Here is a 21,778-nt window from a genome sequence, read left to right as displayed (position 1 = left end):
GATGAGCCGTATCAACCGAGTCATGGGGACTGAAACCGAGTACGGTATTGCTACCCCGTCAAACCCAGCATTGTCTCCCATCGTGACCTCGACGCATGCCGTCGTGGCTTATGCCGCGCTGCACACTGGGGCACGTTCGCGCTGGGATTTCCGCGAGGAACACCCGCTGCGCGATAGCCGAGGGTTTGATCTCAAGCGCTATCACACCGTTCCCGTCGTAGATCCGAATGCGATCGGCGTCGCCAACGTCGTCACCGCCAATGGCGCACGTTTCTATGTCGATCATGCGCACCCGGAGTACTCCTCGCCAGAATGCACGAACGCGTGGGATGCCATGCTGTACGACGCCGCCGGGGACCTCATCCTGCGCCGCGCTGCAGACGCCGTCAACGAGCTCACAGCCCAGGGCACCTCGGTCCTCGCACACCACGACCCGTGCCCGCCGTTGAAGTTCTACAAGAACAACGTCGACGGCAAAGGTGCATCCTATGGCAGCCACGAGAACTACCAGTACTCCCGTGGCACCGATTTTGAGGACATTGCCCAGGGCCTGATTCCCTTCTTCGTAACTCGCCAGGTAGTGACGGGCGCCGGCCGCATGGGCTTAGGCCCCGATGGCGATGAACCCGGATTCCAGATTTCCCAGCGCGCGGACTATATCGAAACCGAGATTTCCTTGGAAACCACGCTTAACCGCGGCATTATCAATACGCGCGACGAACCCCATGCGGTCGCGGAGGACTTTGGCCGCCTCCACGTCATCATTGGTGACGCCAACATGTCTCAGACCTCGAACCTCCTCAAGCTCGGCATGACCTCGCTGGTGCTCGACGCTATCGAGGACGGCGTCGACTTTAGTGACCTGCGCTTGGCCGAGCCCGTGGCGGAAGTTCAGCGCGTGAGCCGCGACCTCACCTTAAGCCATGAGCTGGTGCTTCGCGACGGCCGCCGCCTCACCGCCCTCGACATCCTCAGTGTTTACCGCGAACGTGTCACCGCCACCACAAAGGAAGACGAGAAGGTCCTCGCTGCCTGGGACGAGGTTGTGAGTCTTCTTGCAGACAACCCCTTGAAAGCGGCACACCTGCTGGATTGGGTAGCCAAGTACCGCCTTATTAAGGGCTACCTCGACCGTGGTGTCGCCCCTGAAGATCCCAAGCTTGCGCTCATCGATCTTCAGTACACCGACATCGATCCCGCCAAATCCCTCCACCACGCTCTCGTGCGCAAGGGACAGATGCGTACCCTCGTCAGTGAGGAGGAGCTTATCCATGCGGCAGAGAATCCACCGAGTGATACCCGCGCTTACCTGCGTGGGCGCGCCACCCAGAAGTTTGGTGAGGATGTCCTCGCTGCCTCCTGGCAATCGCTGACGTTTCGCGTGGGCGAATCCAGCGGGCCCGAATCCGGCGCTGCCCATGTTCCCCTCGATGTGACCACGCAGTTAGGGAGGGGAGACGTCGGCACATTACTCGAATCCAGCACGCACGCGAAAGAACTCGTGGAGGGATTGCGCCAGCTCGGCGTGCCCATCGAGTACCCTACGATGTATTAGAGCGCATGTTTTAAGCAGCGTGATCTCGCTTTGTAGCTCACGAAAGGAGCCTTCACCATGAGCGGTAAGCAATCTCAGATTAACGCCGGCGGCGGCAACAACTCCGGTGATAACGCCGAGGAATTCGACGCCGGCCAGGTCAGCATCAACAGCGCTGGTACCGATGACCTCCTCGATGAGATCGATGGCCTGCTGGAATCCAACGCCGAAGAGTTTGTGCGCTCTTATGTGCAAAAGGGCGGCGAATAAAGGTGGAGAAGACCGCCGATACTGCGCCTGTATACGCTCGGCGCATCATGGGCATTGAAACCGAGTACGGTATCACCACCTCTACGGCTTCCGGGCAGCGGGTTTTGTCACCCGATGAGATTGCCCGCTTGCTTTTTCGCCCCGTGGTAGCGGAGTATTCTTCCTCAAATATTTTCGCCCCCAACGCGTCGCGCCTCTATCTCGATGTGGGTTCTCACCCAGAGGTTGCTACAGCAGAGTGCGATAGCTTGAGCCAGCTCATTGCCTACGAGCGCGCGGGTGATGTGATGGTGGACCATCTAGCTCGACAAGCAGAAGAGGCTCTCGCCGCACAAGGCGAGGAACGCGCAGTCTACCTGTTCAAAAACAATGTGGATTCTGCTGGTAACTCCTACGGCTGCCACGAGAATTACCTCATTGGCCGCCACGTTGTGCTCAAGGACTTGGGCCAGGCATTGCTACCGTTCCTCATTACTCGCCAACTCATCTGTGGTGCTGGAATGATCCAGAGGGCTAAGGGCGATGAACCAGCGCGCTTCGTGCTGTCTCAGCGCGCCGACCAGGTGTGGGAAGGCGTGTCCTCGGCGACGACTCGCTCGCGGCCCATCATCAATACGCGCGACGAGCCGCACGGCGATTCCAAGCTCTACCGACGTATGCACGTCATCGTGGGTGACTCGAACATGGCGGAACCTACTATGGCGCTCAAAGTAGGCTCCGCGCTGCTGATGCTGGAAATGCTTGAGGCAGGCTTCGACGTACCGCAGTACTCGGTCCAGGATCCTATCCACCACATTCGCGCGATTGCCCTCGATCCCACGGGGAACACGCTCCTGCCGCTGGCCGATGACTCCACGATTACCGCCCTGGAAGTCCAGCAGACCTTGTGCTCCGCTGCCGCGCGCTGGCTCGAGCACCGCGACGATGCTGGCACCCCTACTGCGGAAATGGCCCGCGTCGTTGACCTGTGGCAGCGCACCCTTACAGCAATCGAGACTCAGGACTTTTCTGGTATCGACCGTGAGATTGATTGGGTTATCAAGCGCAGTCTTCTCGAGCGCTACCGCACCCGTCTGGGAGGGGAGTGGGACCATCCAAAGCTGGCCCAGATCGATCTGACGTACCACGATATTCGCCCCGGCCGTGGCCTCTATAGTGTGTTGGAGCAGCGAGGGATGGTCAAGCGCTGGATTGATGATGCTGCCATTTCTCCTGCCGTTGAGGAACCGCCGCAGACGACACGTGCCAAGCTGCGCGGAGACTTCCTCGCCACCGCGCGTGAGCTCAATGCGGCCATCACGGTGGATTGGACGCGTATGAAGGTCAACCGCCCAGAGCCCATGACGGAGGAGTTTTCTGACCCCTTCGTGTCCGCGGACCCGCGCTTGGATGGATTGTTAGACTACATGCGTTCGCATCACAGCGTCACCACGCCGTTTTAAGTCTGAAGGAGCCTAGCACTACTATGCCGCCGTCCACTGACCGCGCAGCCACCCGGGCTGCTGCACGGGACATGGCTGTTGAAAGACTTACCAACCTCACCTTTGCACTCCATGGCGTCGCCCACCAGGGAGGTGTCCCAGACCGCAGCGCAGCATGGATTCGCAGCCATGTCGAGGGCTACCAAGGCAAGAGCGACGAGGCGTTTAGCAAGTTGCTTTCCCGCGATATCCGCACGCTGCAACGCGCCGGTGTTCCGGTGGTGCATTCTAGTGGCGCTGAGGGTCCTCTGTATCGGCTCAACCCTGAGGACTACCAGCTACCGCCGGTCGATTTCACTCCCGAGGAAGCCATGGTCCTTGGCGTGGCCGGTGGAATTGGTACTCCGGGTGGCCTCAGTGACTTCAGTTTGTCTGCATGGACCAAGATTGCTGCTTCGGGTGCGTCCCGTGATCTTTCTGGAGCGCCCGTCTACACGGCCGTCAATGACATGACGAAGCTCAGCCCGGAGTTGGTCAAGGCTGTCCTCACTGCGGTCCGCGCTGGCGTGCGTATCTCCTTTGACTATTACGCCACTCCTTCCTCCGAGCCTGTACGCCGACTCATGGATCCTTGGGGACTGGTCAATCACCGTGACCGCGTCTACCTCGTGGGCTGGGACGCTGACCGCGAGGCACCGCGCACCTTTCGCGCCACGCGGATAGACAATGTGCGCCGTTCCCGCCAGGGAGCCACGCACCTCGAGCAGAGTGCGCCTTTGCAAGACCTCGTCATTGCAGCGCTGCAGCGGGGTGAGACCGTCACTGCGCTCCTTGAGGTACCGCAGGGCCAGGCCGTCGAATTAGTGGAGGCCGGAGAGCGCCGCCCAGATGGGCAAGTCGAGCTTCACGACGTCGACCGTGATTGGCTCATCCGCACCGCCGCGGGCTATGCGCCGGACGTGGTTGTCCTCGAGCCTGAGGACGTCTGCTCCGACATCCTGGCCTTACTTCGCAGTGCTAGCGAGGAGGAAGTCCATGGCTGATCAGTCTCGCAAGCTGCAGGCGCTTGTGCGCTCTCTCAACCTCATCCCATATCTGCGTAACCATCCGGGACTGAGCCCTATGGAAGCTGCAGAAGACCTCGGTATGACGCCCGTGGAGCTTAAAGACGCCATCGATAGGCTCTTTTGCTCCGGTGTGGGGCGCAATACTGAAGACCTCATTGATTTAAGCTTCAGCTACCGCGATGGTATTGAAATCTACAATGATCAGGGCTTAACCCAAGCGTTGCGCCTTACGCCGACGGAAGCCGGCGCACTGCTGCTCACCCTCGAATCCTTGGAAGCTATGCCGGGGCTTGTCGACGTCTCCGCGGTCCATTCCGCGGCCTCCAAGTTGCGCGCCATCATGGACGACAAGACCGCCGCCATCTATGATTCCCTGGCAACAACAGACCCCGCGGAATCTGAAGTACAGGCGGCGCTTGCGAGAGCCGTCGACAAGCGCCAGCAGGTGCGTTTTACCTACTGGAGCATGTCCTCTAATCGAACCACGGAACGAACCGTTCACCCAGCCCGTATCTTCATCGTGGATGGTGAACCTTATCTGGCGGCGTGGGATGACTCAGCAGGGGAGCACCGCACGTTCCGACTTGACCGCATGCACAATGTTGAGGTCCTCGATGCTGCCGCGACCCCTCACGTGAGGGAGTTGGACTTTAACCCCGATTCTCCCTTTGGTCTAGATCACACTCTCACCGCGCAGATTGAGATTCACCAAGAGTTCACCTGGCTAGCCGAGCACTATGACATCACTCTTGGCGAAGAGTTAGGAAATGGCCTCATAGCTGCAACGATGCCGGTCGGATCGGAAGACTGGTTTAGCCGTTTTGCCCTCGGTCAGGGTGATAGATTGCGTGTTGTGGGGCCTGAGAAACTGGTTGAGACGATTTCGCAGCATAGAAATCGCGCTATGGAGCGTTATACTCAACACCCAGAATAAGAGCTCTCTGCGTGCGCTCGTTGTGAGGAACAATCTTCCTTTACAGCGCGCACCACCAACTACGAAAGAAGGGGCAACCCCATGACCGTGGGACCTTTGGAAATCGGCCTTGTCGTCCTCGTAATTGTGCTGCTGTTTGGCGCTAAAAAGCTTCCTGAGCTGGCCCGTTCTCTCGGCCGCTCCATGCGCATCTTCAAGTCCGAGGTCAAAGAGATGAAGGACGAGAACAACACCACTAACGAGCAGGGCCAGATCGCTGCATCGAAGAAGAACGACGAGGACTTCTGGAATAGCCCGGAGATGCAGCCGCGCTCCACCAAACCGGTCGACGGCACGCAGAACTAGAACGCACAGAACTAGACGCGGCCCACCCACCACTAACAACAACTTTCTGCCTGAGAGGGGAGGACGTGTGCCTTGAGCACTATGAGCACACCACCAACTGCTAAGAAAACGTCTCGCAGGCAGACATGGACCTCCAAGCTTCGGCGCAAACCGAAGAACCCGACTGGGGAGATGACCCTGGTTCAGCACCTGCAGGAACTGCGCAGGCGTATCGTCATCTCTTTGCTTGCCCTCGTCGTGGGCACCATTGTGGGTTTCATCTGGTATCAGAACGCACCGTTTAATATCGCGCCGCTCGGCGAGATCCTCCGTGGGCCGTATTGTTCATTGCCTGAAGAAAGCCGTGTGTCCTTCTCTGCCGATGGCGAATGCCGCCTTTTGGCCACCAGTCCCTTTGAGATGCTCTTGCTTCGCCTCAAAGTAGGTGCACTGGCCGGTGCAGTGCTGTCCTCACCTGTGTGGTTGTACCAAATTTGGGCTTTCATCGTCCCCGGCCTGCACAAGAACGAACGCCGCTTTACTTTCTTCTTCGTCTTCTCAGCAGTCGTATTGTTCGTCCTTGGTGCTGTGCTGGCGTACTTCATCCTCTCCGTCGGCCTTGAGTTCCTCATGGGCATGGGTGAAGAGTTCCAGACTGCTGCGCTGACCGGCGAGCGGTATTTCTATTTCCTGCTGGCGCTGCTCATGATTTTCGGCGTGAGTTTTGAAATCCCATTGCTCATCGTGTGCCTCAATATGGTCGGCGTCTTGGAGTACCAGCATGTCAAGGACAAGCGCCGAATTATCATCGTCGCGATTATGATTTTCGCCGCGGTGGTCACACCTGGTCAAGAGCCTTTCTCCATGTTGGTTCTGGCCTTGGCACTGGTCTTGCTTGTAGAGATCGCCTTCCAGTTCTGCCGAATCAACGACAAGCGCCGAAACCGTACGCGCCCCGAGTGGATGGACCTCGACGATGAGACGGCCTCTCCGCTGGGAGAAGGTCCAGGTGGCATTGAGGCACCTACTCCAGTAGAAGCCCCGACGAGTGTCACGGCTTCTCCGACTCCATCTAAGGCCACTCCGCCGAGCACCCATACACGTACTCAGCCGCCCCAGGGTGGGTTCTTCGACGACGTTCTCTAGAATTGCCGCTTCCCACCTCTTATTGGGTAAGCGACTCACTGCGCCGGACGTCCATTAGGCAGGTACCCTGGGTGCTTATGACACTGACGCATCTGGATGAGTTTACCCGCGCCCTGCCGTACTCCCTGGATGACTTCCAGGTCGAAGGCTGCCAGGCCGTCGAGGACGGACATGGCGTCTTGGTCTGTGCGCCAACGGGTGCGGGCAAGACCATCGTGGGTGAGTTTGCCGTGTCCCTAGCGTTGAGCCAGGGAACACGTTGTTTCTACACAACCCCGATTAAGGCTCTGAGTAACCAGAAGTACCACGATCTGGTCGAGGCACACGGCGAAGACGCCGTCGGCCTGCTCACTGGTGACGTTTCCATCAACTCCTCCGCGGATATCTTGGTGATGACCACTGAGGTCCTGCGCAACATGATTTATGCCGGCTCTGGTGCGCTCGACCGGCTGACTCACGTGGTGATGGATGAAATCCATTTCCTTGCAGACGCCTCCCGTGGCGCCGTGTGGGAAGAGGTCATCCTCAACCTTGATGAGCACGTTTCCATCATTGGTCTTTCCGCAACCGTGTCCAACTCAGAAGAATTCGGTCGCTGGCTTAGCACCGTGCGTGGAGATACGACCGTCATCGTCTCAGAGAAGCGCCCAGTCCCACTAGATCAATGGATGATGGTAGGTCGTAAGATTTACCCGCTCTTCGAGCCGGATTCCGGCGGACAGGTCAACACCGAACTGGCGCGCCGCATTGAGCGGCTAGAGTCGGGGGAGCGCACGTCCGATCACGGCAACGAACGCTACGAGTACAAACGTGCCAACTTCCGTTCTCGTGCACGCCACAAGGGCGGCGACAGGCGCAGCGGAGCGCCCCGCGCCCAGGACCGCTACCGCCCGCTCGGACGCCCAGAGGTGCTTAAAGAGCTGCAGGCCATGAACATGCTGCCGGCCATTACTTTTATCTTCTCCCGAGCTGGCTGCGATGGTGCCCTGTACCAGTGCTTACGTTCCCGAATGGTTCTGACCACGCCGGAGGAAGCCACCGAAATCAAAGCCATCGTAGATAGAGGCGTGGAAGGAATCCCGGAAGAAGACCTACAGGTTTTGGACTTCAATCGTTGGCGTGAAGCGCTATCCCGTGGGTTCGCCGCCCACCATGCAGGTATGCTGCCGGCGTTCCGGCACATCGTGGAGGAGCTTTTCGTCAAAGGTTTGGTCAGGGCAGTCTTTGCTACTGAGACCCTCGCACTCGGCATTAATATGCCAGCGCGCACAGTGGTGCTGGAGAAGCTCATCAAATTCAACGGTGAAGCTCACGTGGATCTCACACCGGGACAGTACACGCAGCTCACTGGGCGCGCGGGTCGCCGTGGCATCGATACACAGGGCAATGCCGTTGTCCAATGGGCGCCAGCGATGGATCCCCAAGCCGTCGCCGGGCTTGCCTCAACACGTACCTACCCGCTCATTTCCACCTTTGAACCGGGCTACAACATGGCGATTAACTTGCTCGGCATGCTCGGCTTTGATGAATCTCTCCGCCTGCTGGAGAAATCTTTCGCTCAGTTCCAAGCAGACGGTTCCGTGGTGGAGGAGACCCGTGAGATTGAACGTGCGGAGCACCGCGTGCGCGAACTACGAGCGCAGCTTGAGGACGCCATCTCCCACTTGGCGCCGCCTACCACCGACGGCGACGATGCCGCCGAGGTCCTCATGGACTATATGCGCCTGCGCCGTGCGCTGTCTGAGGAAGAGAAGGCCGCCCAAGCCAATAAGAAGCACGAGCGCCGCAAAGAAGTCGCTGCGGTCCTTGCGCGCCTCCAGGTAGGGGAGGTTATCGCCATCGCCACGCGCAAGCGCCCCACCTTAGCAGTCGTTGTTACTCCCGCTAATCAAACCACTGATCCCCGACCGTGGGTCACCACCGAATCGGGATGGTCCGGGCGAATTGACGCCGAAGGTATCGAGAACCCGCCCATCACCGTGGGCCACATGAAGCTGCCGCGCGCAGCGCAGAAGAATCCGCGTCGCCACACCAAGTACGTTCAGGATGCCTTCAAGCGGGACTTTTATAAACGGCCGAAGAAGATGCGCACGGAACCACGAAACCGTCCAAATAAAAAGGTGGGGGAGCTGCGCGATGCCATTCGCCAGCATCCAGTCCACCATTGGCCGGCTACTGACCGCGAGCAGCTGGCTGGAGTAGCTCAGAAGCTCGCTCGACGCGAGCGGGACTTGGAGAAACTCGAAACCAAGGTCGAACGCGCCACGGATACCTTGGGACGGACCTTTGAACGCATCGTCGACCTTCTCGCTGAGATGGATTACGTCGAGTTTGAGGGCTACGGTGACGACCGCGAGCCCGTCATCACCGATGAAGGCGAGCGCCTTGCCAAGATTCACTCCGAGTCGGATCTCCTCGTTGCGCAATGCCTCAAGAGAGGTATCTGGAATGACCTAGACCCAGCTGAACTGGCTGGCGTGGCCTCCCTCTGTGTCTTTGAAAACCGCAAGGCTACACGCGGTGAGGCGAGCGCAGCTACCGATCCCATGGCGGATGCGATGGAGGCTACGTGGCGGATTTATACCGAACTTGTTGCTGATGAAAAGCGGCATAACCTGCCCCAAACTCGTGAGCCGGAACCTGCTTTTGCGCTCGCCATTCACCAGTGGACCGCAGGTGCACCGTTGGCCTACTGCATGGCCGCCGCCAACGAAGCGGGCGCTGAACTTACCCCGGGTGACTTCGTGCGGTGGTGCCGCCAGGTGGTGGACCTGCTCCAACAAATAGCCAAGACCGGCTACGAGGACGAAATTCGCCGCAATGCCCGGCGCGCCATAGACGCCATTCAGCGAGGAGTGGTGGCTATCGGCGCTTAAGGTCCGCGGCCGCCGCGATGAGTGCTCGGCGGTGGGGTGCAATCAGCGCCAAGGTAGCGATGCGCAGGTTCTTGCCCAAAGGATTGAGGATGAGAGCTTGGGTGCCTACGACCTCGTCATTGAGGAATGCTGGGCCACCTGAATCACCTTTCACAGCCGGAAGTGTGTTAAACACCATGCCGGCGGGCGAGACCGTCGTGCGAAAGTCCACCGACCAAACGCGGAAGAAGGGCATAAGAAAGAGTCCTTGACGCAGCTGTGCGCGACGCGCCTTGCCCCCGAATCCCCACGTAGAAATCGGATCACGGAACGATGGGGTCTGTGCAGCAATTCCAGGCACGTCGCGAGCAGGAGCTGGCGAATCGAGCGCACACAGCGCCATATCGGTGCCGTCGATGGTGCGCACAGCTTTCAGCCGCCGGTTAAAGCCACCACTTACCTTGTACATGTCACCCTCTTCGAGGTTGTCACGGAAGAAGTGCGCGCAGGTCAGGACCAGTTCAGCGCGGTGCTGAGTTCGTGGCTCAAGTGAGGAGTCCACTAATACACCCGAGCAGTACCCGTTGCGGGTGCGGATTTTCACGACAGCGGGATGAGTTTTCACGTGCTCTAGCCTATCGAGGAAGCGCACAGTTCGGCACTCGGTACGGCCCAGCACGGCGGGTAAGCTGGCGGCCATGACTGATTACGCTTCCCGTCTTTCGCGCGCGCGTGAGGCAGTGGCCGCACACGGCATTAACGTGGCTCTCTTGGGCACTGGCGCTGAATTCGCTTATCTCACTGGCTCCTGGGTGTCTTCCCATGAACGGCTAACGTGCTTAGTGGTGCGCCCCGATGCTGAGCCGGTAATCGTGGCTCCGAGTACCGATATTGAGTCCCTCCAGGGCGTCGACGCCGAGCTTCGCGGTTGGAAAGACGGTGAGGATCCGTATGCGCTGGCCCTGGAAGGGCTTAGCCCGCACCATGTAGCGTTAGGGTCGACGCTGACGGCTGATCACGTGCTGCGCTTCCAGGCTCTGCTCGACCGGGCATCCTATGTTTTAGCCACACAAGCCCTCTCTGAGCTCTTTACTCGCAAAGATGCCGAAGAGATTGATCAGCTCCGCAAGGCGGCGCACGCAATTGATGCGGTCCACATCGAGGTGCCTCGTCTCCTGCAGCCAGGCCGCACAGAGGCTGAGGTAGCAGAGGATCTTCGTGAGCTCATACTGCGCGAACACAGCGCGGTTGACTTCATCATCGTCGGTTCCGGTGCCAACGGTGCGAACCCGCACTACGACTTCGGTGACCGCGTGCTGTCTGCCGGCGATCCCGTTGTGGTGGATATTGGTGGCACTTTGCCATCTGGTTACCATTCCGATTGCACGAGGACGTATGTCGTCGGTGGTGATGTCGCCGCAGCACCGGCCGAGTTCCGTGAGGCTTATGCAGTGCTGGAGAACGCGCAGGCGGCTGGACGTGCTGCGGCACGCCCCGGCGTAAGTGCGCAAGACATCGACCGTGTGACCCGCCAGGTCATTGAGGAAGCCGGCTGGGGTGAGTTCTTCACGCACCGCACGGGCCACGGCATTGGGCTGTCTACTCACGAGGAGCCGTTCATCATGGAAGGCAACATGCTGACGCTGGCGGAGTCCATGGCGTTTTCCATCGAGCCAGGCATCTATGTTCCTGGTCAATGGGGAATGCGCTTGGAGGACATCGTGGTGACCACCGCTGATGGCTATGAATCCCTCAACCAGGCACCCCGGGAGCTGCGCTAATGGGCGCGCTGTTGATTCTCGGCGGGCGCAGCGACATCGGCGGAGAGCTCGCTCGCAGGTTATGTCGTGGTCGCACGATAGTCTTGGCGGCACGTGGCGAACACGGGATGGAGGAGTTACAGCAGGAGCTATCCGATGCAGGAGCCACTGCCATGCATACCCTGTCCTTTGACGCGACGGATGTCGAGCACCATCGAGACGTCGTTGACCGCGCAGCACAGCTAGCGGGCGAAACCATCACCACGGCTGTGGTTGCTTTCGGCATCTTGGGGGATCAAGAACGTGCGGAACGCGACGAGGCCCATGCCTTCGACATCGCGCTGGTGGACTATGCGGCGCAGGTATCAATGCTCACCGTGCTGGCGGATGTCATGTCCTCTGGCCATATCGTCGCTTTTTCGTCGATTGCGGGGTGGCGGGCGCGCCGTGCTAACTATGTCTATGGTTCGACTAAATCCGGGCTGGATGCTTTCTGCCAGGGTCTGGCGGACCGACTGCACGGATCCGACCTGTCGCTCATTACCGCACGTCCTGGCTTCGTTATCGGCTCCATGACAACCGGTATGAAGCCGGCGCCGCTGTCGGTGACTCCGGATATCGTCGCGGAAGCCGTCGCGCGGGCTATTGAATCCGGTTCAGGCTCGCGCACGCTATGGATTCCACGCGCGCTTCAGCTCTTGGCCTGGATTATGAAGCTCGTCCCGCGCCCCATCTGGCGGCACATGCCGCGTTAATCCTGCAGATAGGGTGATTGCGCGTCGAAAATAAAGCCGCGTGGGGCTAGGACGCGCAGGACGACGTCCGCATCACCATCCGCAAGGTCGTGGAGCACCAAGCCTCGCCACGGTGTCACCGTAATAGGTACGTCTAGCTGTGCTATAAGCCCCGCGTACTCGCCCGGCAGAACGCCCTTGTGCAAACCTGCGCCCAAATCGACGCGGCCCTCAGCGGTGTGCTCAGTAAGCCAACCGATGGGCGCCTGTACCGATGCTGTGGGGCCACGATCCGAGTCGGTTCCTTCAATTTTAGCGGAGGGCGCAGCTACGCCCACGGCAGCGTCACTCGTGGCCACCGTGAGAACGGAGTCGATGAGGGCGGGGAGGGCGTCGTCAAGCGCCAGCGCCTCACCGGACACCTGGCCCTCCTGGATAAGGCGCACCTCCGTGGTGTCTGTTGGATCATGCAACTGTAAGCCCAGCGATACTCCGTGCGCCACAATGTCACCGTGACCGCCGTCGATGCCCACGACGATATGTACCAAGCGCGTGAGAGCTACCTCGTGTTCTGTGATTGCAGCGGCGAGTTCCTCAGCCACGCGCGCAGCCAAGTTACGAGCATGCAGAGACAGAGGAGAGGCCACAACGTGCGGGGCGCTGTGGGGCAGTGACACACTGCTCATATCGGCTTCGTCGTCCACTCCACGCAGGGTAACCACGCTGTGTTCATCGAGGTAGACATAACCATCAGCGTGTTCGCGTGCAGCCTGGCCCAGCGCTAGCCATTGCTCAGGTGACACCACGCCGCCAGCGGGATAGAAGTGCAAGGTATGAGACATGATGAATCAGTCTAATTGCCCAGGGAGGGGTAACAGCGAACGGGCAGGTAAACCAAGTAGGGTAGGCAGCATGCCCTTTGTTCTGTTCATCGCCTACATCCTTCTGGAAACCCTCGCCTTCTGGGCCGTCGCGAACTGGATCGGCGTTCTGTGGGCCCTGCTTGCTTTAGGGCTCACTATGCTCTTCGGCATGACCATCGCCAGCTGGGAGGTGCGCCGCATGATGTCTGCCCGCATCCGCCAGACCGGGGACGGCGTGTATGTCATGGAAGACCCCACTCCGGGCAAAACCGCAGGAAACGTGGGTTTGACCATGGTGGGCGGCATGCTGCTCTCTGCGCCGGGTTTTGTGTCCACGATCTTGGGTGCGCTGCTGATCTTTGCACCGACGCGTTCCATTATCCGCACGCTCTTGGCCGCATCCATGTTCAAGAAGATTGAGAACCTAGGTGTGCGTGTTTATGAGGCCTCACCGATGGCCCAGCACCGCGATTCCTATGGTTCGTTTGGCTCTACGGGCCCATCGGGGTCGGTGGATCGGAGTAATCTCAACCACGAGGTCATCGATGAGGACGAGCTGCGGGAGTGGACCCAGCATGTCAAACCTGAGGACTTCGGGGACGGCAAGAAGTAGTGCTAACGGTACTCGCGCGTCTCATTCTGGCTGCCGTCTCCGGCGGTATCACGTTCCTTGCCGTCGAACCGCGCGGCTGGTGGGCTGCCGGAATCTTCGGCGTGGCGCTGTTAGTTGCAGCGCTGTCGCCGTGGCGTCATGCCCAGTCACAGTCTCAACCATCGCTGGCGTGGTCAGCACTTATCGCTACGGTACACAGCGCGGTCTTGTACCTATGCATGTTGCCGTGGATAGGTGAGCTCGTGGGCAACATGCCCTACATTGCTCTGGCAGTCTTTTTGTCTCTCTACAGCATTCTGTTGGGCATCGGTGGGGCGGCCCTGTTGCGGTGGCGCCATGGCTTCGCGCTCTTTCCCTTCTTCTACGTCGCGGTGGAATTGCTGCGTTCCTCGGTGCCTTTCGGCGGTTTCTCGTGGGTACGCCTAGCTTGGGGCCAGATTGAAGGTCCGTTGGCTCACCTCGCGCCATGGGGCGGTCCCGCGCTCATTTCCTTCGCCGTGGTGTGTGTCGCAGCGGGCCTCGTTGGTCTGGCGCGCGCGCCGAAGCTTGCCTGTGTGCTCATTGCGCTGCCGTTGCTAGCGGGTCTTCTCGCAGGCTTCGGGATCGACCGGCCAGGTAACACGACGGGTTCGGTCACGGCCGCAGCAGTCCAAGGCAACGTTCCGCGCCTCGGCTTGGACTTCGCTGCCCAACGCCGCGCGGTGCTCGACAACCATGTCCGGGTTACCGAACAAGCCGCCCAAGACGGAGCGCGCCCAGACATCGTTATCTGGCCAGAAAACGCCTCCGATATCAATCCCTTCACAAACGACGACGCACGTGCGCTTATCGACGCCTCCGCGCACGACATCGATGCCCCCATCCTCGTCGGAACCTTAACCACCGATGAGGTGGGTGCGCGCAATACGATGCAGGTTTTCAATCCCGATGGCACGGTAGGAGAGCACCACCACAAGAAGTATCTGCAACCTTTCGGTGAAACGATGCCGATGCGGGACTTCTTTGCCAAGATCACCGATCTGGTGGACCTTGCCGGGGATATGAAACCAGGCGATGGACCCGGCGTGGTCACCATGGCTGGCACGGCTGTGGGCGTTGCTACCTGTTATGAGGTGAGCTTTGATCAAGCCTTCCGCACAGCAATCAACAACGGTGCGCAGATACTTACCACGCCCACGAATAATGCGACGTTTAGCGACTCGGACATGACTTACCAGCAGCTTGCTATGAGCCGGCTTCGGGCATTGGAGACTGACCGTGCGGTCATCGTCGCGGCTACCTCGGGCGTCTCCGCTATCGTGCATCCGGATGGCAGTGTCAGCCAGGCGAGTGGGATCTTTGAACCGGCTTATCTTGAAGAAGAACTGCCTTTGAGAAAAGGCCGGACTTTTGCGGTGCGTTATGGTTCGATCCTGCAGTTGCTCATGACTATTATTGGAACGGTCTGCGCGCTGCTCGCGGTCTGTTCCGCCTCATTGTCCACTCGTAGTAGTGCGCCACGTACGAAATCTAAAGGAGCAAAGAACTAGTGAGCTCGACCCGCGAATCCACCCTGGTCATTATCCCTACCTACAACGAGATTGAGAACCTGCCGCTTATCACCGGCCGCGTGCGCGAGGCCACCCCGGAGGTTCACATTCTCATCGTGGACGATAACTCCCCGGACGGCACCGGTGAAGCAGCCGATAAGTTGGCTGCAGAAGACGCCAACCTGCACGTGCTGCACCGAGAGGGTAAAGGCGGCCTCCTGGGTGCCTACATTGCTGGCTTCGAGTGGGGCTTGGAGAAGGACTACCAGGTGCTGTGTGAAATGGACGCGGACGGCTCCCACGCCCCGGAGCAGCTGCACCTGCTGCTCGAAGAGATCGACAAGGGAGCAGATCTCGTCATCGGCTCGCGCTATGTTCCGGGTGGCGAAACCGTCAATTGGCCAGCCAACCGTGAGCTACTGTCGCGCCTGGGCAATAAGTACATTTCTGTCGCCCTTGGCGCAGGCATTAACGATATGACCGCGGGTTACCGCGCCTTCCGTCGCGACCTGCTTGAGCACCTTGACTTCGACAGCTTGTCCAAGGCTGGCTACATTTTCCAGGTAGACGTGGCCTTCCGCGCTATCAAGGACGGCTTTGACGTACGTGAGGTCCCGATTACCTTTACCGAGCGTGAGCTGGGTGAATCCAAGCTGGATGGCTCTTTTGTCAAGGACTCCCTCCTCGAGGTCACCAAGTGGGGTATCGCTCACCGCTCCGAGCAGGTCAGCGATTTCAGCGGTGAAGTATCAAAGCTCGCCACCCGCACTGTGGAAGACCTTGAGCTTGGTGCGAAGGCCACCAAGGCCAAGAACGCGATCGGCGAGTTCGTAGACGATGTAACCCACTTGGTCTCCAACACGTTGAAGCGTTAGACACCGTTTTCGCCCTTTTGAAGCCCGTGAGCAGAAGACTGCTCGCGGGCTTTTCTTTCGTCTCTGACAAGACTCCTAAAACGACAATAGGGTAGAGGCGCCCCGAACGGGCCTCTACCCTTAGCCATTACGGCAGGAAGCTCAACGAGGTCTTAGGACTCGTTCTCTTCCTGTTCCTTCTGCTCCTTGAGCAAGCGAGCAGCTGCGCGGCGGCGGGAACGGAGATTGTCGATGCGCTCCGTCAACAACTCATCGAGTTCCTCAATAGAGCGACGCTCACGCAACATGTCCCAGTGGGTACGTGGCGGCTTGGTGGGCTTGGACTCGACTCCTTCGCCCTCCACGAGGGTGCCAAGCTTGCCGTTCTTGCACATCCACTCCTCAGGAATTTCCGCATCGTCCGCGAATGGCACCTCGTAAATCTCGCCGTCCTCGGTGCGGTACTTCACCATTCGGCGGGGCGCCAAATCGTGGTCGCGGTCGGTTTCGTAGCTCACAGCGCCCATGCGGCTGCCACGGAGCACGCGATCTGCCATGCAACATCATCCTTTTCAAGTAGTGAGGGAGGGTAAGGAGCAACCTTTATCACCTAAAGTTCCTCTAGTATAACGAACGTCCCCAAGCCTTTGTTCCCACCCTCAGCTTTATGGGCTAAGGTGTGTGGAGTGATTGGTACACAGGATCGGCAGCCAGGCTCGCCACGTCGAAAAGGCGCCACCACTTGCCAATGGTGCGGCAAAGACATCCCGCAGGGCGGACGCGGTCGACCACGTAAATTTTGTTCGGCCTCATGTAAGCAACGTGCTTATGAGCAGCGCCAGAACGTTGCGGGAACTGCCATCCCTGCCAATGCCGTTATCCTCACCCCAGATAGGGCAGATCAGCTGCGTGATGGCCTCTTTGAGTTGCGGTGCTGTGCAGAAGATGTGGCGACGGCGGCGTCGGAAAGCGCCAGCGCTGAGGAGATGGAAGAACTGTGTACGGAGCTGGTCACGTTAGCTCGTAAGCTAGAGGAATTGAGATAGAACATGAAATCTGTATTTGGTAACCGCAAGCTGGTCATCAGCGTCTTCGTGATTCTGATTCTCGTCTCGACCGCGTTGGCACTCGGACCGCTCGTGTTCTCTCTGGTAATGGGCCGTGGTGTCAAGACTGAACCCATGAATCTAGACCGGGTGAAGGCCGCTTCGACGGAACTTGACGGGCAGTGGAACGTGGTCAAAGGCTCGCCGTATAACTTCACATCAGCGGGCTTTACTATCGACGAAATCCTTCCTGCAGACAAGCGCACAACGTCTGGCTCGACTAAAGAAGTAACTGGTCAGGCCACCATTTCAGACTCGGTCGTAGAAGAAGCTACCATCACCGTGGATATGACTTCTCTCACCACCGATAAAAAGGTGCGCGATCAGAACATGAAGACCAAACTGTTTGAGGTCGCAAAATACCCGGAGTCCACGTTCGAGCTGACTGAACCAGCTGATCTTTCTAGCGTGCCTGACGACGCTTCACCAGCCACCATTCCGCTCACTGGCAATCTCACCATCCATGGCGAGACTCAAAGCGTCACCACTGATTTTCAGGTCGTGCGCGATGGTGACACCATCATCCTCGGCGGCGATATTCCGATCAATCGCCTAGACTTCGGCATAGAAACCCCGGAGATGATTGCTGCCAAGATTTCCGAAGTTGGCGACGTTAATGTCCGCGTAACCCTCCAGAAGTAGCGCCATGAAGTCTCGTCACCTCATCACCGTCTTATGGGTGCGCCTAGTTGTGCTCGCGGGCTTCGGCATCTTCATCTGGTTCACGGGCACGAAGCTGTTGGCAGCGTTCTCTGCGGTCCTTGTCGCCTTAACAGTTGTCCAACTCGCCATGGCATACCGGCAGCGTTAGGTGCGGGAATCCCAGCCTTTTACGTCACAGTGACTTTATAAAGGTGCGTATTTACACCAGGGAAGTAGCGCACCAGGTCGCCTTTTGGCCGCTTTTCGTCAGACTTACCTGCAGATCGGACACTCAACTCTCGCAGTCATGGCGACAACAAAAGGGCCGGCGGGCACCGCCAAGCAGAGACGGCACGATTGCAGTCGGCTACGAGGATTCAACCGACCGGCCGCTGGGGTGCCCACGTTTTACAACCGTGTCGGCGAGCCGGACCGCAGAGCGCTCGGCGCAAGTCCATATAGACCTACGGAGCGAGGCAAGCCAGCGCCCGCGGCGCCTCATGCAGAAGTGCGCCGGCGTCAAGGTTCACGGCCGGACATTAACCGAGGGAAGCGTCGTTGCGCTCCCGCCAATAACATTGTGTCCGATAATGTACATTATGTCAGATTAAATGGAAGGCCCACCCCCCCTGCCATGCGGAGTCATGATTGGTGAGACCAGCGTGGACACCGATGTCATAGCCACGGACAATGCCACATCGCCTTTGGCCAAGGTGGCCATGACATTGGAAGCCGTGCCACCGGGGACGGAGCCCAGGAGGATGAGGCCGACGGTGGCGGCGTCGGAAAGCCCTAGCACCTTTGCCACCAGTAGCGCGCTCGTGGGCATAATGGCGAACTGACAGAGCACGCCCAAGAAGATGGGCATGGGACGTTTCGCCACCAACGCCAAATCCGGGATAGTCAACGTCAAGCCCATGGAAAACATAATGACCATGAGTAGTTGCTTGGTGTACTGGCCTACCGGTTCAAAGGTACTGGGGCTCGCAAATGCCACGGCAGCGCAGGCAATGATGACGATGGGGAAGGCATGAACAGCGATCTTTTCACCGCGCTCCCCTTCCGTACGTGGGCTGGTCATAGCATGTCCTTTCCATTAATCATCTCATTTAGTGGGCTAAGTATCCCACATTACGGACGACACGTAGCCTATTTCCCCCATATTTACTATCAAGCGATAGATTAGAAGTATGTCAAAGCTCTTCAGCCCCGATACCTCTCGCCTCTCACGCCCTGAGGGAACCACCAGCCAAGCTGACGCCGTCCCGGAACGCTACCGTCACGGCTCCCCTGCCGAACTCGTCGCGGACATGGAGGCCATCGTCGGCGCAGAGAACGTGCACGGCCGCCTGAGCGACCTCGTGCGTTTCTCCTCCGATGCCGGTCCTTACCGCTCTATCCCCCAGATCGTTGTCTCACCGCGCAACGCCGCTGACCTTTCAGCTCTCATGGCCTACTGCGACGCTAATAACCGCCACATGACTTTTCGCGCCGCCGGTACTTCCCTCAACGGTCAAGCGATGAGTGATGACATCTTGGTTGACGTTAAGACGCACTTTACCGGCATGGAAGTACGTAATGGCGGCACCAAGCTGTGGTCCCGACCAGGCGTCATTCTAGGCGATGCCCAGGCAGTACTATCCCGCCATGGTTTTATGTTGGGACCTGACCCGGGGTCAACTTCCGTGTGCACCATCGGTGGCGTACTCGCCGACAACTCCGGAGGAATGCGCTGCTCGCTGGAGCGCGATAGCTACCACAGCATCGAGGAACTCGTCTTCGTTCTCCCCTCGGGCACCATCGTTGATACGGCTCGCGGTGATGAGGCCTTCCGAAAGCAGGAGCCGAAGCTCCATGCTGACTTGCTGGCCTTCCGCGATAGGCTTCGCGCCAATACCGAGATGGTGGAGTTCCTCCGCACCAAGTTCTCCATCCGTAACACCAATGGCCTTCGCATCGATGCCTTCCTCGATGAGGACGAGCCGGTACACATTCTCAAACGCCTCCTCATCGGTTCTGAAGGTATCTTCGGTGCCATTACCGAGTCCGTTATGCGCACGGTAAAGCTACCTCGCGTGAAGGCCACCACCTGGGTCGAGCTGCCCAACCTGCGTGATGCCGCCAACTTCGTGCATCCCATAATGGAAACCGGTGCTGAGGCCTGCGAGTTGCTCGTTGCTCCGGTCATGCGCCGCTCGGCAGAGCACTACTCCCACGCGCCGGCGTCGTGGCGGACCCTCGACGATAACGCGGCAGCCCTCCTCGTAGAGATCGGTGGTGGAGACGAGAACGAGCTGAACCAGGCCATGGAGCGCCTGCGCACTGTGCTTGCCGACGCCCCACTGCTCCGCCCCCTTGAATTCCTCACCACCCCGGAGGACATGCGCGGAGCATGGGAGCTACGCAATGGCCTGTATGGCCTGCTCGGTGCTGACCGCCCTAACGGCACGGCCTACATCACCGAGGACGTGTGCTTCCCGCCGGCACAGGTAGGCGAAGCGGCAGCGGACCTGATGGATCTGCAGGCCAAGTACGGTTACCCGGAATCCGTCATGGGGCATGCCGCTTTTGGCAACCTGCACTTCTTCTTTACCCCGCGCTTCGACCGCGAAGAAGAACGGGAATCCTATGCCAACTTCCTCGATGACTTGGCAGAGCTGGTCATCGACAAGTACCAGGGCTCAATGAAGGCAGAGCACGGCACCGGTGTGAATATGGCGCCCTTCCTCGAGCACGAATGGGGCACGGAGGCCTTTGAGCTTTTCTGGGAGGTCAAGAACATGATTGACCCGAAAGGCATCCTCGCTCCCGACGTGAAGCTCACTCGCGATCACACCATTCACCTGCGCAACTTCAAGTCATTCCCCAAGGTGGAAGATGAGATCAACCCCTGCGTGGAATGTGGCTTCTGCGAGCCAGTCTGCCCGTCGCGTCACGCAACGGTTACTCCGCGTCAGCGTATTGTGTTGCGCCGCGAAATGGCCCGCCAAGAGGAGGGTTCGGAGGTTCTTGCCCAACTGCAGAAGGAGTATCAGTACGACGCGGTGGATATGTGTGCCGCCGACGGGACCTGCTCCATCCCCTGCCCCATCAGCATTGATACCGGTGCCGTGATGAAACAGCTGCGTCACCAGCAAGCCACCCCGACCCGTGAGAAGGTCGCGCTGACCACAGCGCAACGCTGGGACGTCGTGGAAAAGCTGGCCCGCGCCGGCATCATTTCCGCCAACAAGATTCCGCACAAGCCGCTCGAGCTAGGCGCGAACATGGCCCGTAACGTCGTGGCGCCAGACCTGCTGCCGACTGTTCCTGGGCCGCTGCCGAAAGGCGCCTCCCGCCTACCGGAGACTCCACGCGAGGGCGCTCAGGCGCTCTACTTCCCTGCCTGCATTAACCGCATCTTCGGACGCCCAGCAGGAGCCGCTCAGGACTCGGTGGACCTGCCACGCGCTGTCGTAGAGCTCGGCCGCCGTGCCGGCCAACCAGTGTGGATTCCGGAAGATGTAGCCGGCGATTGCTGCGGTACACCGTGGTCCTCCAAGGGCTACAAAGAAGGTTTCGAATACCAAGCACAGAAGGTCGTTCGTGACCTGTGGCACTGGTCTGAGCATGGCCGCCTGCCCATCGTGGTCGATGCTGCCAGCTGTACCCACGGTCTGCTGGATTCGGTTCCGGACGCACTGTCTGCGGCCGACCACGAACTCTGGAAGGACCTGCGCATCCTTGATCTCGTGGAGTGGCTACGAGATGAGATTGCACCGCACCTTCCGATTGTCAAAAACATGGGATCCATTGCCGTACACCCCACGTGCTCGACGGATCACATGGGTATCAGCCAGGACCTCGTCGATTTGGCCAACCTCTGCGGTGACGCCAAGGTTCCCGAAGGTGCCATGTGCTGCGGCTCCGCTGGTGACCGCGTCATGCTCCACCCGGAGCTCGTCGAGTCCGCTACTCGCGAGGAACGCGCCTCGCTCGACGCTGAGCACTTCGAAGCGTACGTCTCCGATAACCGCACCTGCGAGATGGGGCTCGAGATGATCGCGGGCAAGACCTATGACTCTATTGCTGTGCTTCTCGAACGCGCGTCTCGTCCGGTCGTGACCCCATAGCAACGCGCCGGTGG

The 21,778-nt window shown here is 59.2% G+C and carries 20 protein-coding genes and 1 pseudogene; 17 read left to right on the top strand and 4 right to left on the bottom strand.

Going from position 1 to position 21,778, the window contains the following annotated elements:
- Nucleotides 1–10 precede the first annotated feature (10 nt).
- The 8 genes from dop to I6J72_RS04655 all read left to right on the top strand — a co-directional run bounded on the left by dop (nt 11) and on the right by I6J72_RS04655 (nt 9,572).
- Complete coding sequence (dop, locus tag I6J72_RS04690; protein ID WP_204100437.1) at nt 11–1,555, top strand: depupylase/deamidase Dop; 1,545 nt, start codon at nt 11–13, stop codon at nt 1,553–1,555.
- A 57-nt stretch (nt 1,556–1,612) separates the two neighbouring features.
- On the top strand, nt 1,613–1,804 hold the full coding sequence (locus tag I6J72_RS04685; RefSeq protein WP_115022118.1) for a ubiquitin-like protein Pup: 192 nt from the start codon (nt 1,613–1,615) through the stop codon (nt 1,802–1,804).
- A gap of 47 nt (nt 1,805–1,851) precedes the next feature.
- A complete protein-coding gene (gene pafA, locus I6J72_RS04680) occupies nt 1,852–3,246 on the top strand; it encodes a Pup--protein ligase (protein WP_204100436.1) in 1,395 nt (464 codons plus the stop codon).
- A 23-nt stretch (nt 3,247–3,269) separates the two neighbouring features.
- Entirely contained in the window at nt 3,270–4,268 is a 999-nt protein-coding gene (locus I6J72_RS04675; protein ID WP_204100094.1) for a YafY family protein, read from the top strand.
- Nucleotides 4,261–5,226: a YafY family protein gene (locus I6J72_RS04670; protein ID WP_204100093.1), complete on the top strand. Its 966-nt coding sequence runs from the start codon at nt 4,261–4,263 to the stop codon at nt 5,224–5,226. The genes I6J72_RS04675 and I6J72_RS04670 overlap by 8 nt, the downstream gene beginning before the upstream one ends.
- Before the next feature lie 81 nt (nt 5,227–5,307).
- Nucleotides 5,308–5,571 carry a Sec-independent protein translocase subunit TatA gene (gene tatA / locus I6J72_RS04665; protein WP_204100092.1) on the top strand — a complete coding sequence of 88 codons (264 nt, stop codon included), beginning with the start codon at nt 5,308–5,310 and terminating at the stop codon, nt 5,569–5,571.
- A gap of 72 nt (nt 5,572–5,643) precedes the next feature.
- On the top strand, nt 5,644–6,696 hold the full coding sequence (gene tatC, locus I6J72_RS04660) for a twin-arginine translocase subunit TatC (protein ID WP_370552155.1): 1,053 nt from the start codon (nt 5,644–5,646) through the stop codon (nt 6,694–6,696).
- A 77-nt stretch (nt 6,697–6,773) separates the two neighbouring features.
- A complete protein-coding gene (locus I6J72_RS04655) occupies nt 6,774–9,572 on the top strand; it encodes an RNA helicase (RefSeq protein ID WP_204100091.1) in 2,799 nt (932 codons plus the stop codon).
- Here I6J72_RS04655 and I6J72_RS04650 read toward each other — a convergent pair.
- A complete protein-coding gene (locus I6J72_RS04650; RefSeq protein WP_239107498.1) occupies nt 9,559–10,176 on the bottom strand; it encodes a trypsin-like peptidase domain-containing protein in 618 nt (205 codons plus the stop codon). The genes I6J72_RS04655 and I6J72_RS04650 overlap by 14 nt on opposite strands.
- Before the next feature lie 73 nt (nt 10,177–10,249).
- On the opposite strand from I6J72_RS04650, the gene I6J72_RS04645 reads away from it, so the two are divergent.
- Together I6J72_RS04645 and I6J72_RS04640 are read left to right on the top strand one after the other, a co-directional pair.
- The gene (locus I6J72_RS04645; protein WP_204100090.1) at nt 10,250–11,332 is read left to right on the top strand and encodes a Xaa-Pro peptidase family protein; all 1,083 of its coding nucleotides are present in this window, start codon (nt 10,250–10,252) and stop codon (nt 11,330–11,332) included.
- Entirely contained in the window at nt 11,332–12,066 is a 735-nt protein-coding gene (locus I6J72_RS04640) for an SDR family oxidoreductase (RefSeq protein ID WP_204100089.1), read from the top strand. The genes I6J72_RS04645 and I6J72_RS04640 overlap by 1 nt, the downstream gene beginning before the upstream one ends.
- Here I6J72_RS04640 and I6J72_RS04635 read toward each other — a convergent pair.
- Nucleotides 12,063–12,887, bottom strand: a complete 825-nt coding sequence (locus I6J72_RS04635; RefSeq protein WP_204100088.1) for a cobalamin biosynthesis protein — start codon at nt 12,885–12,887, stop codon at nt 12,063–12,065. The genes I6J72_RS04640 and I6J72_RS04635 overlap by 4 nt on opposite strands.
- A gap of 70 nt (nt 12,888–12,957) precedes the next feature.
- On the opposite strand from I6J72_RS04635, the gene I6J72_RS04630 reads away from it, so the two are divergent.
- The 3 genes from I6J72_RS04630 to I6J72_RS04620 are packed head-to-tail and all read left to right on the top strand — an operon-like array spanning nt 12,958 to nt 15,925.
- Nucleotides 12,958–13,521: an FxsA family protein gene (locus I6J72_RS04630; protein WP_204100087.1), complete on the top strand. Its 564-nt coding sequence runs from the start codon at nt 12,958–12,960 to the stop codon at nt 13,519–13,521.
- The gene (gene lnt / locus I6J72_RS04625; protein WP_204100086.1) at nt 13,521–15,050 is read left to right on the top strand and encodes an apolipoprotein N-acyltransferase; all 1,530 of its coding nucleotides are present in this window, start codon (nt 13,521–13,523) and stop codon (nt 15,048–15,050) included. The genes I6J72_RS04630 and lnt overlap by 1 nt, the downstream gene beginning before the upstream one ends.
- The gene (locus I6J72_RS04620) at nt 15,050–15,925 is read left to right on the top strand and encodes a polyprenol monophosphomannose synthase (RefSeq protein ID WP_204100085.1); all 876 of its coding nucleotides are present in this window, start codon (nt 15,050–15,052) and stop codon (nt 15,923–15,925) included. Before lnt ends, I6J72_RS04620 begins: the two co-directional genes overlap by 1 nt.
- A 152-nt stretch (nt 15,926–16,077) precedes the next feature.
- On the opposite strand, the gene I6J72_RS04615 is transcribed toward I6J72_RS04620, so the two are convergent.
- Nucleotides 16,078–16,461 (bottom strand): RNA polymerase-binding protein RbpA, encoded by a 384-nt coding sequence (locus I6J72_RS04615; protein ID WP_115022155.1) that lies wholly within the window; start codon nt 16,459–16,461, stop codon nt 16,078–16,080.
- A 129-nt stretch (nt 16,462–16,590) separates the two neighbouring features.
- Here I6J72_RS04615 and I6J72_RS13115 point away from each other — a divergent pair, with 129 nt between their 5' ends.
- From I6J72_RS13115 to I6J72_RS04605, 3 genes are read left to right on the top strand one after another with little or no spacing between them, the layout of a single operon-like run.
- Nucleotides 16,591–16,950 carry a hypothetical protein gene (locus I6J72_RS13115; RefSeq protein WP_239107496.1) on the top strand — a complete coding sequence of 120 codons (360 nt, stop codon included), beginning with the start codon at nt 16,591–16,593 and terminating at the stop codon, nt 16,948–16,950.
- Nucleotides 16,951–16,953: 3 nt separating this feature from the next.
- Nucleotides 16,954–17,652 (top strand): YceI family protein, encoded by a 699-nt coding sequence (locus I6J72_RS04610; RefSeq protein WP_204100084.1) that lies wholly within the window; start codon nt 16,954–16,956, stop codon nt 17,650–17,652.
- A gap of 4 nt (nt 17,653–17,656) precedes the next feature.
- A complete protein-coding gene (locus I6J72_RS04605) occupies nt 17,657–17,821 on the top strand; it encodes a hypothetical protein (protein ID WP_181815368.1) in 165 nt (54 codons plus the stop codon).
- A 468-nt stretch (nt 17,822–18,289) separates the two neighbouring features.
- Here I6J72_RS04605 and I6J72_RS04600 read toward each other — a convergent pair.
- Nucleotides 18,290–18,733: pseudogene (locus I6J72_RS04600) on the bottom strand (bile acid:sodium symporter family protein); the annotation flags it as partial.
- A 109-nt stretch (nt 18,734–18,842) separates the two neighbouring features.
- Here I6J72_RS04600 and I6J72_RS04595 point away from each other — a divergent pair.
- The gene (locus tag I6J72_RS04595) at nt 18,843–21,764 is read left to right on the top strand and encodes an FAD-binding and (Fe-S)-binding domain-containing protein (protein ID WP_204100083.1); all 2,922 of its coding nucleotides are present in this window, start codon (nt 18,843–18,845) and stop codon (nt 21,762–21,764) included.
- The last annotated feature ends 14 nt before the right edge of the window (nt 21,765–21,778 follow it).

Origin of the sequence: Corynebacterium sp. FDAARGOS 1242, assembly GCF_016889985.1 — a bacterium.
GTDB classification, from domain to species: domain Bacteria; phylum Actinomycetota; class Actinomycetes; order Mycobacteriales; family Mycobacteriaceae; genus Corynebacterium; species Corynebacterium minutissimum_B.
Note: the sequence above shows the minus strand (reverse complement) of the source record. Positions and strands in the feature narration are given on the sequence as shown.

Excerpts from the sequence above, each read along its gene's own strand:
- I6J72_RS04655 (WP_204100091.1), top strand. The coding sequence starts at position 6,774 with ATGACACTGACGCATCTGGATGAGTTTACCCGCGCCCTGCCGTACTCC.
- I6J72_RS04615 (WP_115022155.1), bottom strand. The coding sequence starts at position 16,461 with ATGGCAGATCGCGTGCTCCGTGGCAGCCGCATGGGCGCTGTGAGCTAC.
- I6J72_RS04610 (WP_204100084.1), top strand. The coding sequence starts at position 16,954 with ATGAAATCTGTATTTGGTAACCGCAAGCTGGTCATCAGCGTCTTCGTG.
- I6J72_RS04605 (WP_181815368.1), top strand. The coding sequence starts at position 17,657 with ATGAAGTCTCGTCACCTCATCACCGTCTTATGGGTGCGCCTAGTTGTG.
- I6J72_RS04635 (WP_204100088.1), bottom strand. The coding sequence starts at position 12,887 with ATGTCTCATACCTTGCACTTCTATCCCGCTGGCGGCGTGGTGTCACCT.
- I6J72_RS04595 (WP_204100083.1), top strand. The coding sequence starts at position 18,843 with ATGTCAAAGCTCTTCAGCCCCGATACCTCTCGCCTCTCACGCCCTGAG.
- I6J72_RS04670 (WP_204100093.1), top strand. The coding sequence starts at position 4,261 with ATGGCTGATCAGTCTCGCAAGCTGCAGGCGCTTGTGCGCTCTCTCAAC.
- I6J72_RS04675 (WP_204100094.1), top strand. The coding sequence starts at position 3,270 with ATGCCGCCGTCCACTGACCGCGCAGCCACCCGGGCTGCTGCACGGGAC.
- I6J72_RS04645 (WP_204100090.1), top strand. The coding sequence starts at position 10,250 with ATGACTGATTACGCTTCCCGTCTTTCGCGCGCGCGTGAGGCAGTGGCC.
- I6J72_RS04630 (WP_204100087.1), top strand. The coding sequence starts at position 12,958 with ATGCCCTTTGTTCTGTTCATCGCCTACATCCTTCTGGAAACCCTCGCC.
- pafA (WP_204100436.1), top strand. The coding sequence starts at position 1,852 with ATGGGCATTGAAACCGAGTACGGTATCACCACCTCTACGGCTTCCGGG.
- I6J72_RS04685 (WP_115022118.1), top strand. The coding sequence starts at position 1,613 with ATGAGCGGTAAGCAATCTCAGATTAACGCCGGCGGCGGCAACAACTCC.
- tatA (WP_204100092.1), top strand. The coding sequence starts at position 5,308 with ATGACCGTGGGACCTTTGGAAATCGGCCTTGTCGTCCTCGTAATTGTG.
- I6J72_RS04640 (WP_204100089.1), top strand. The coding sequence starts at position 11,332 with ATGGGCGCGCTGTTGATTCTCGGCGGGCGCAGCGACATCGGCGGAGAG.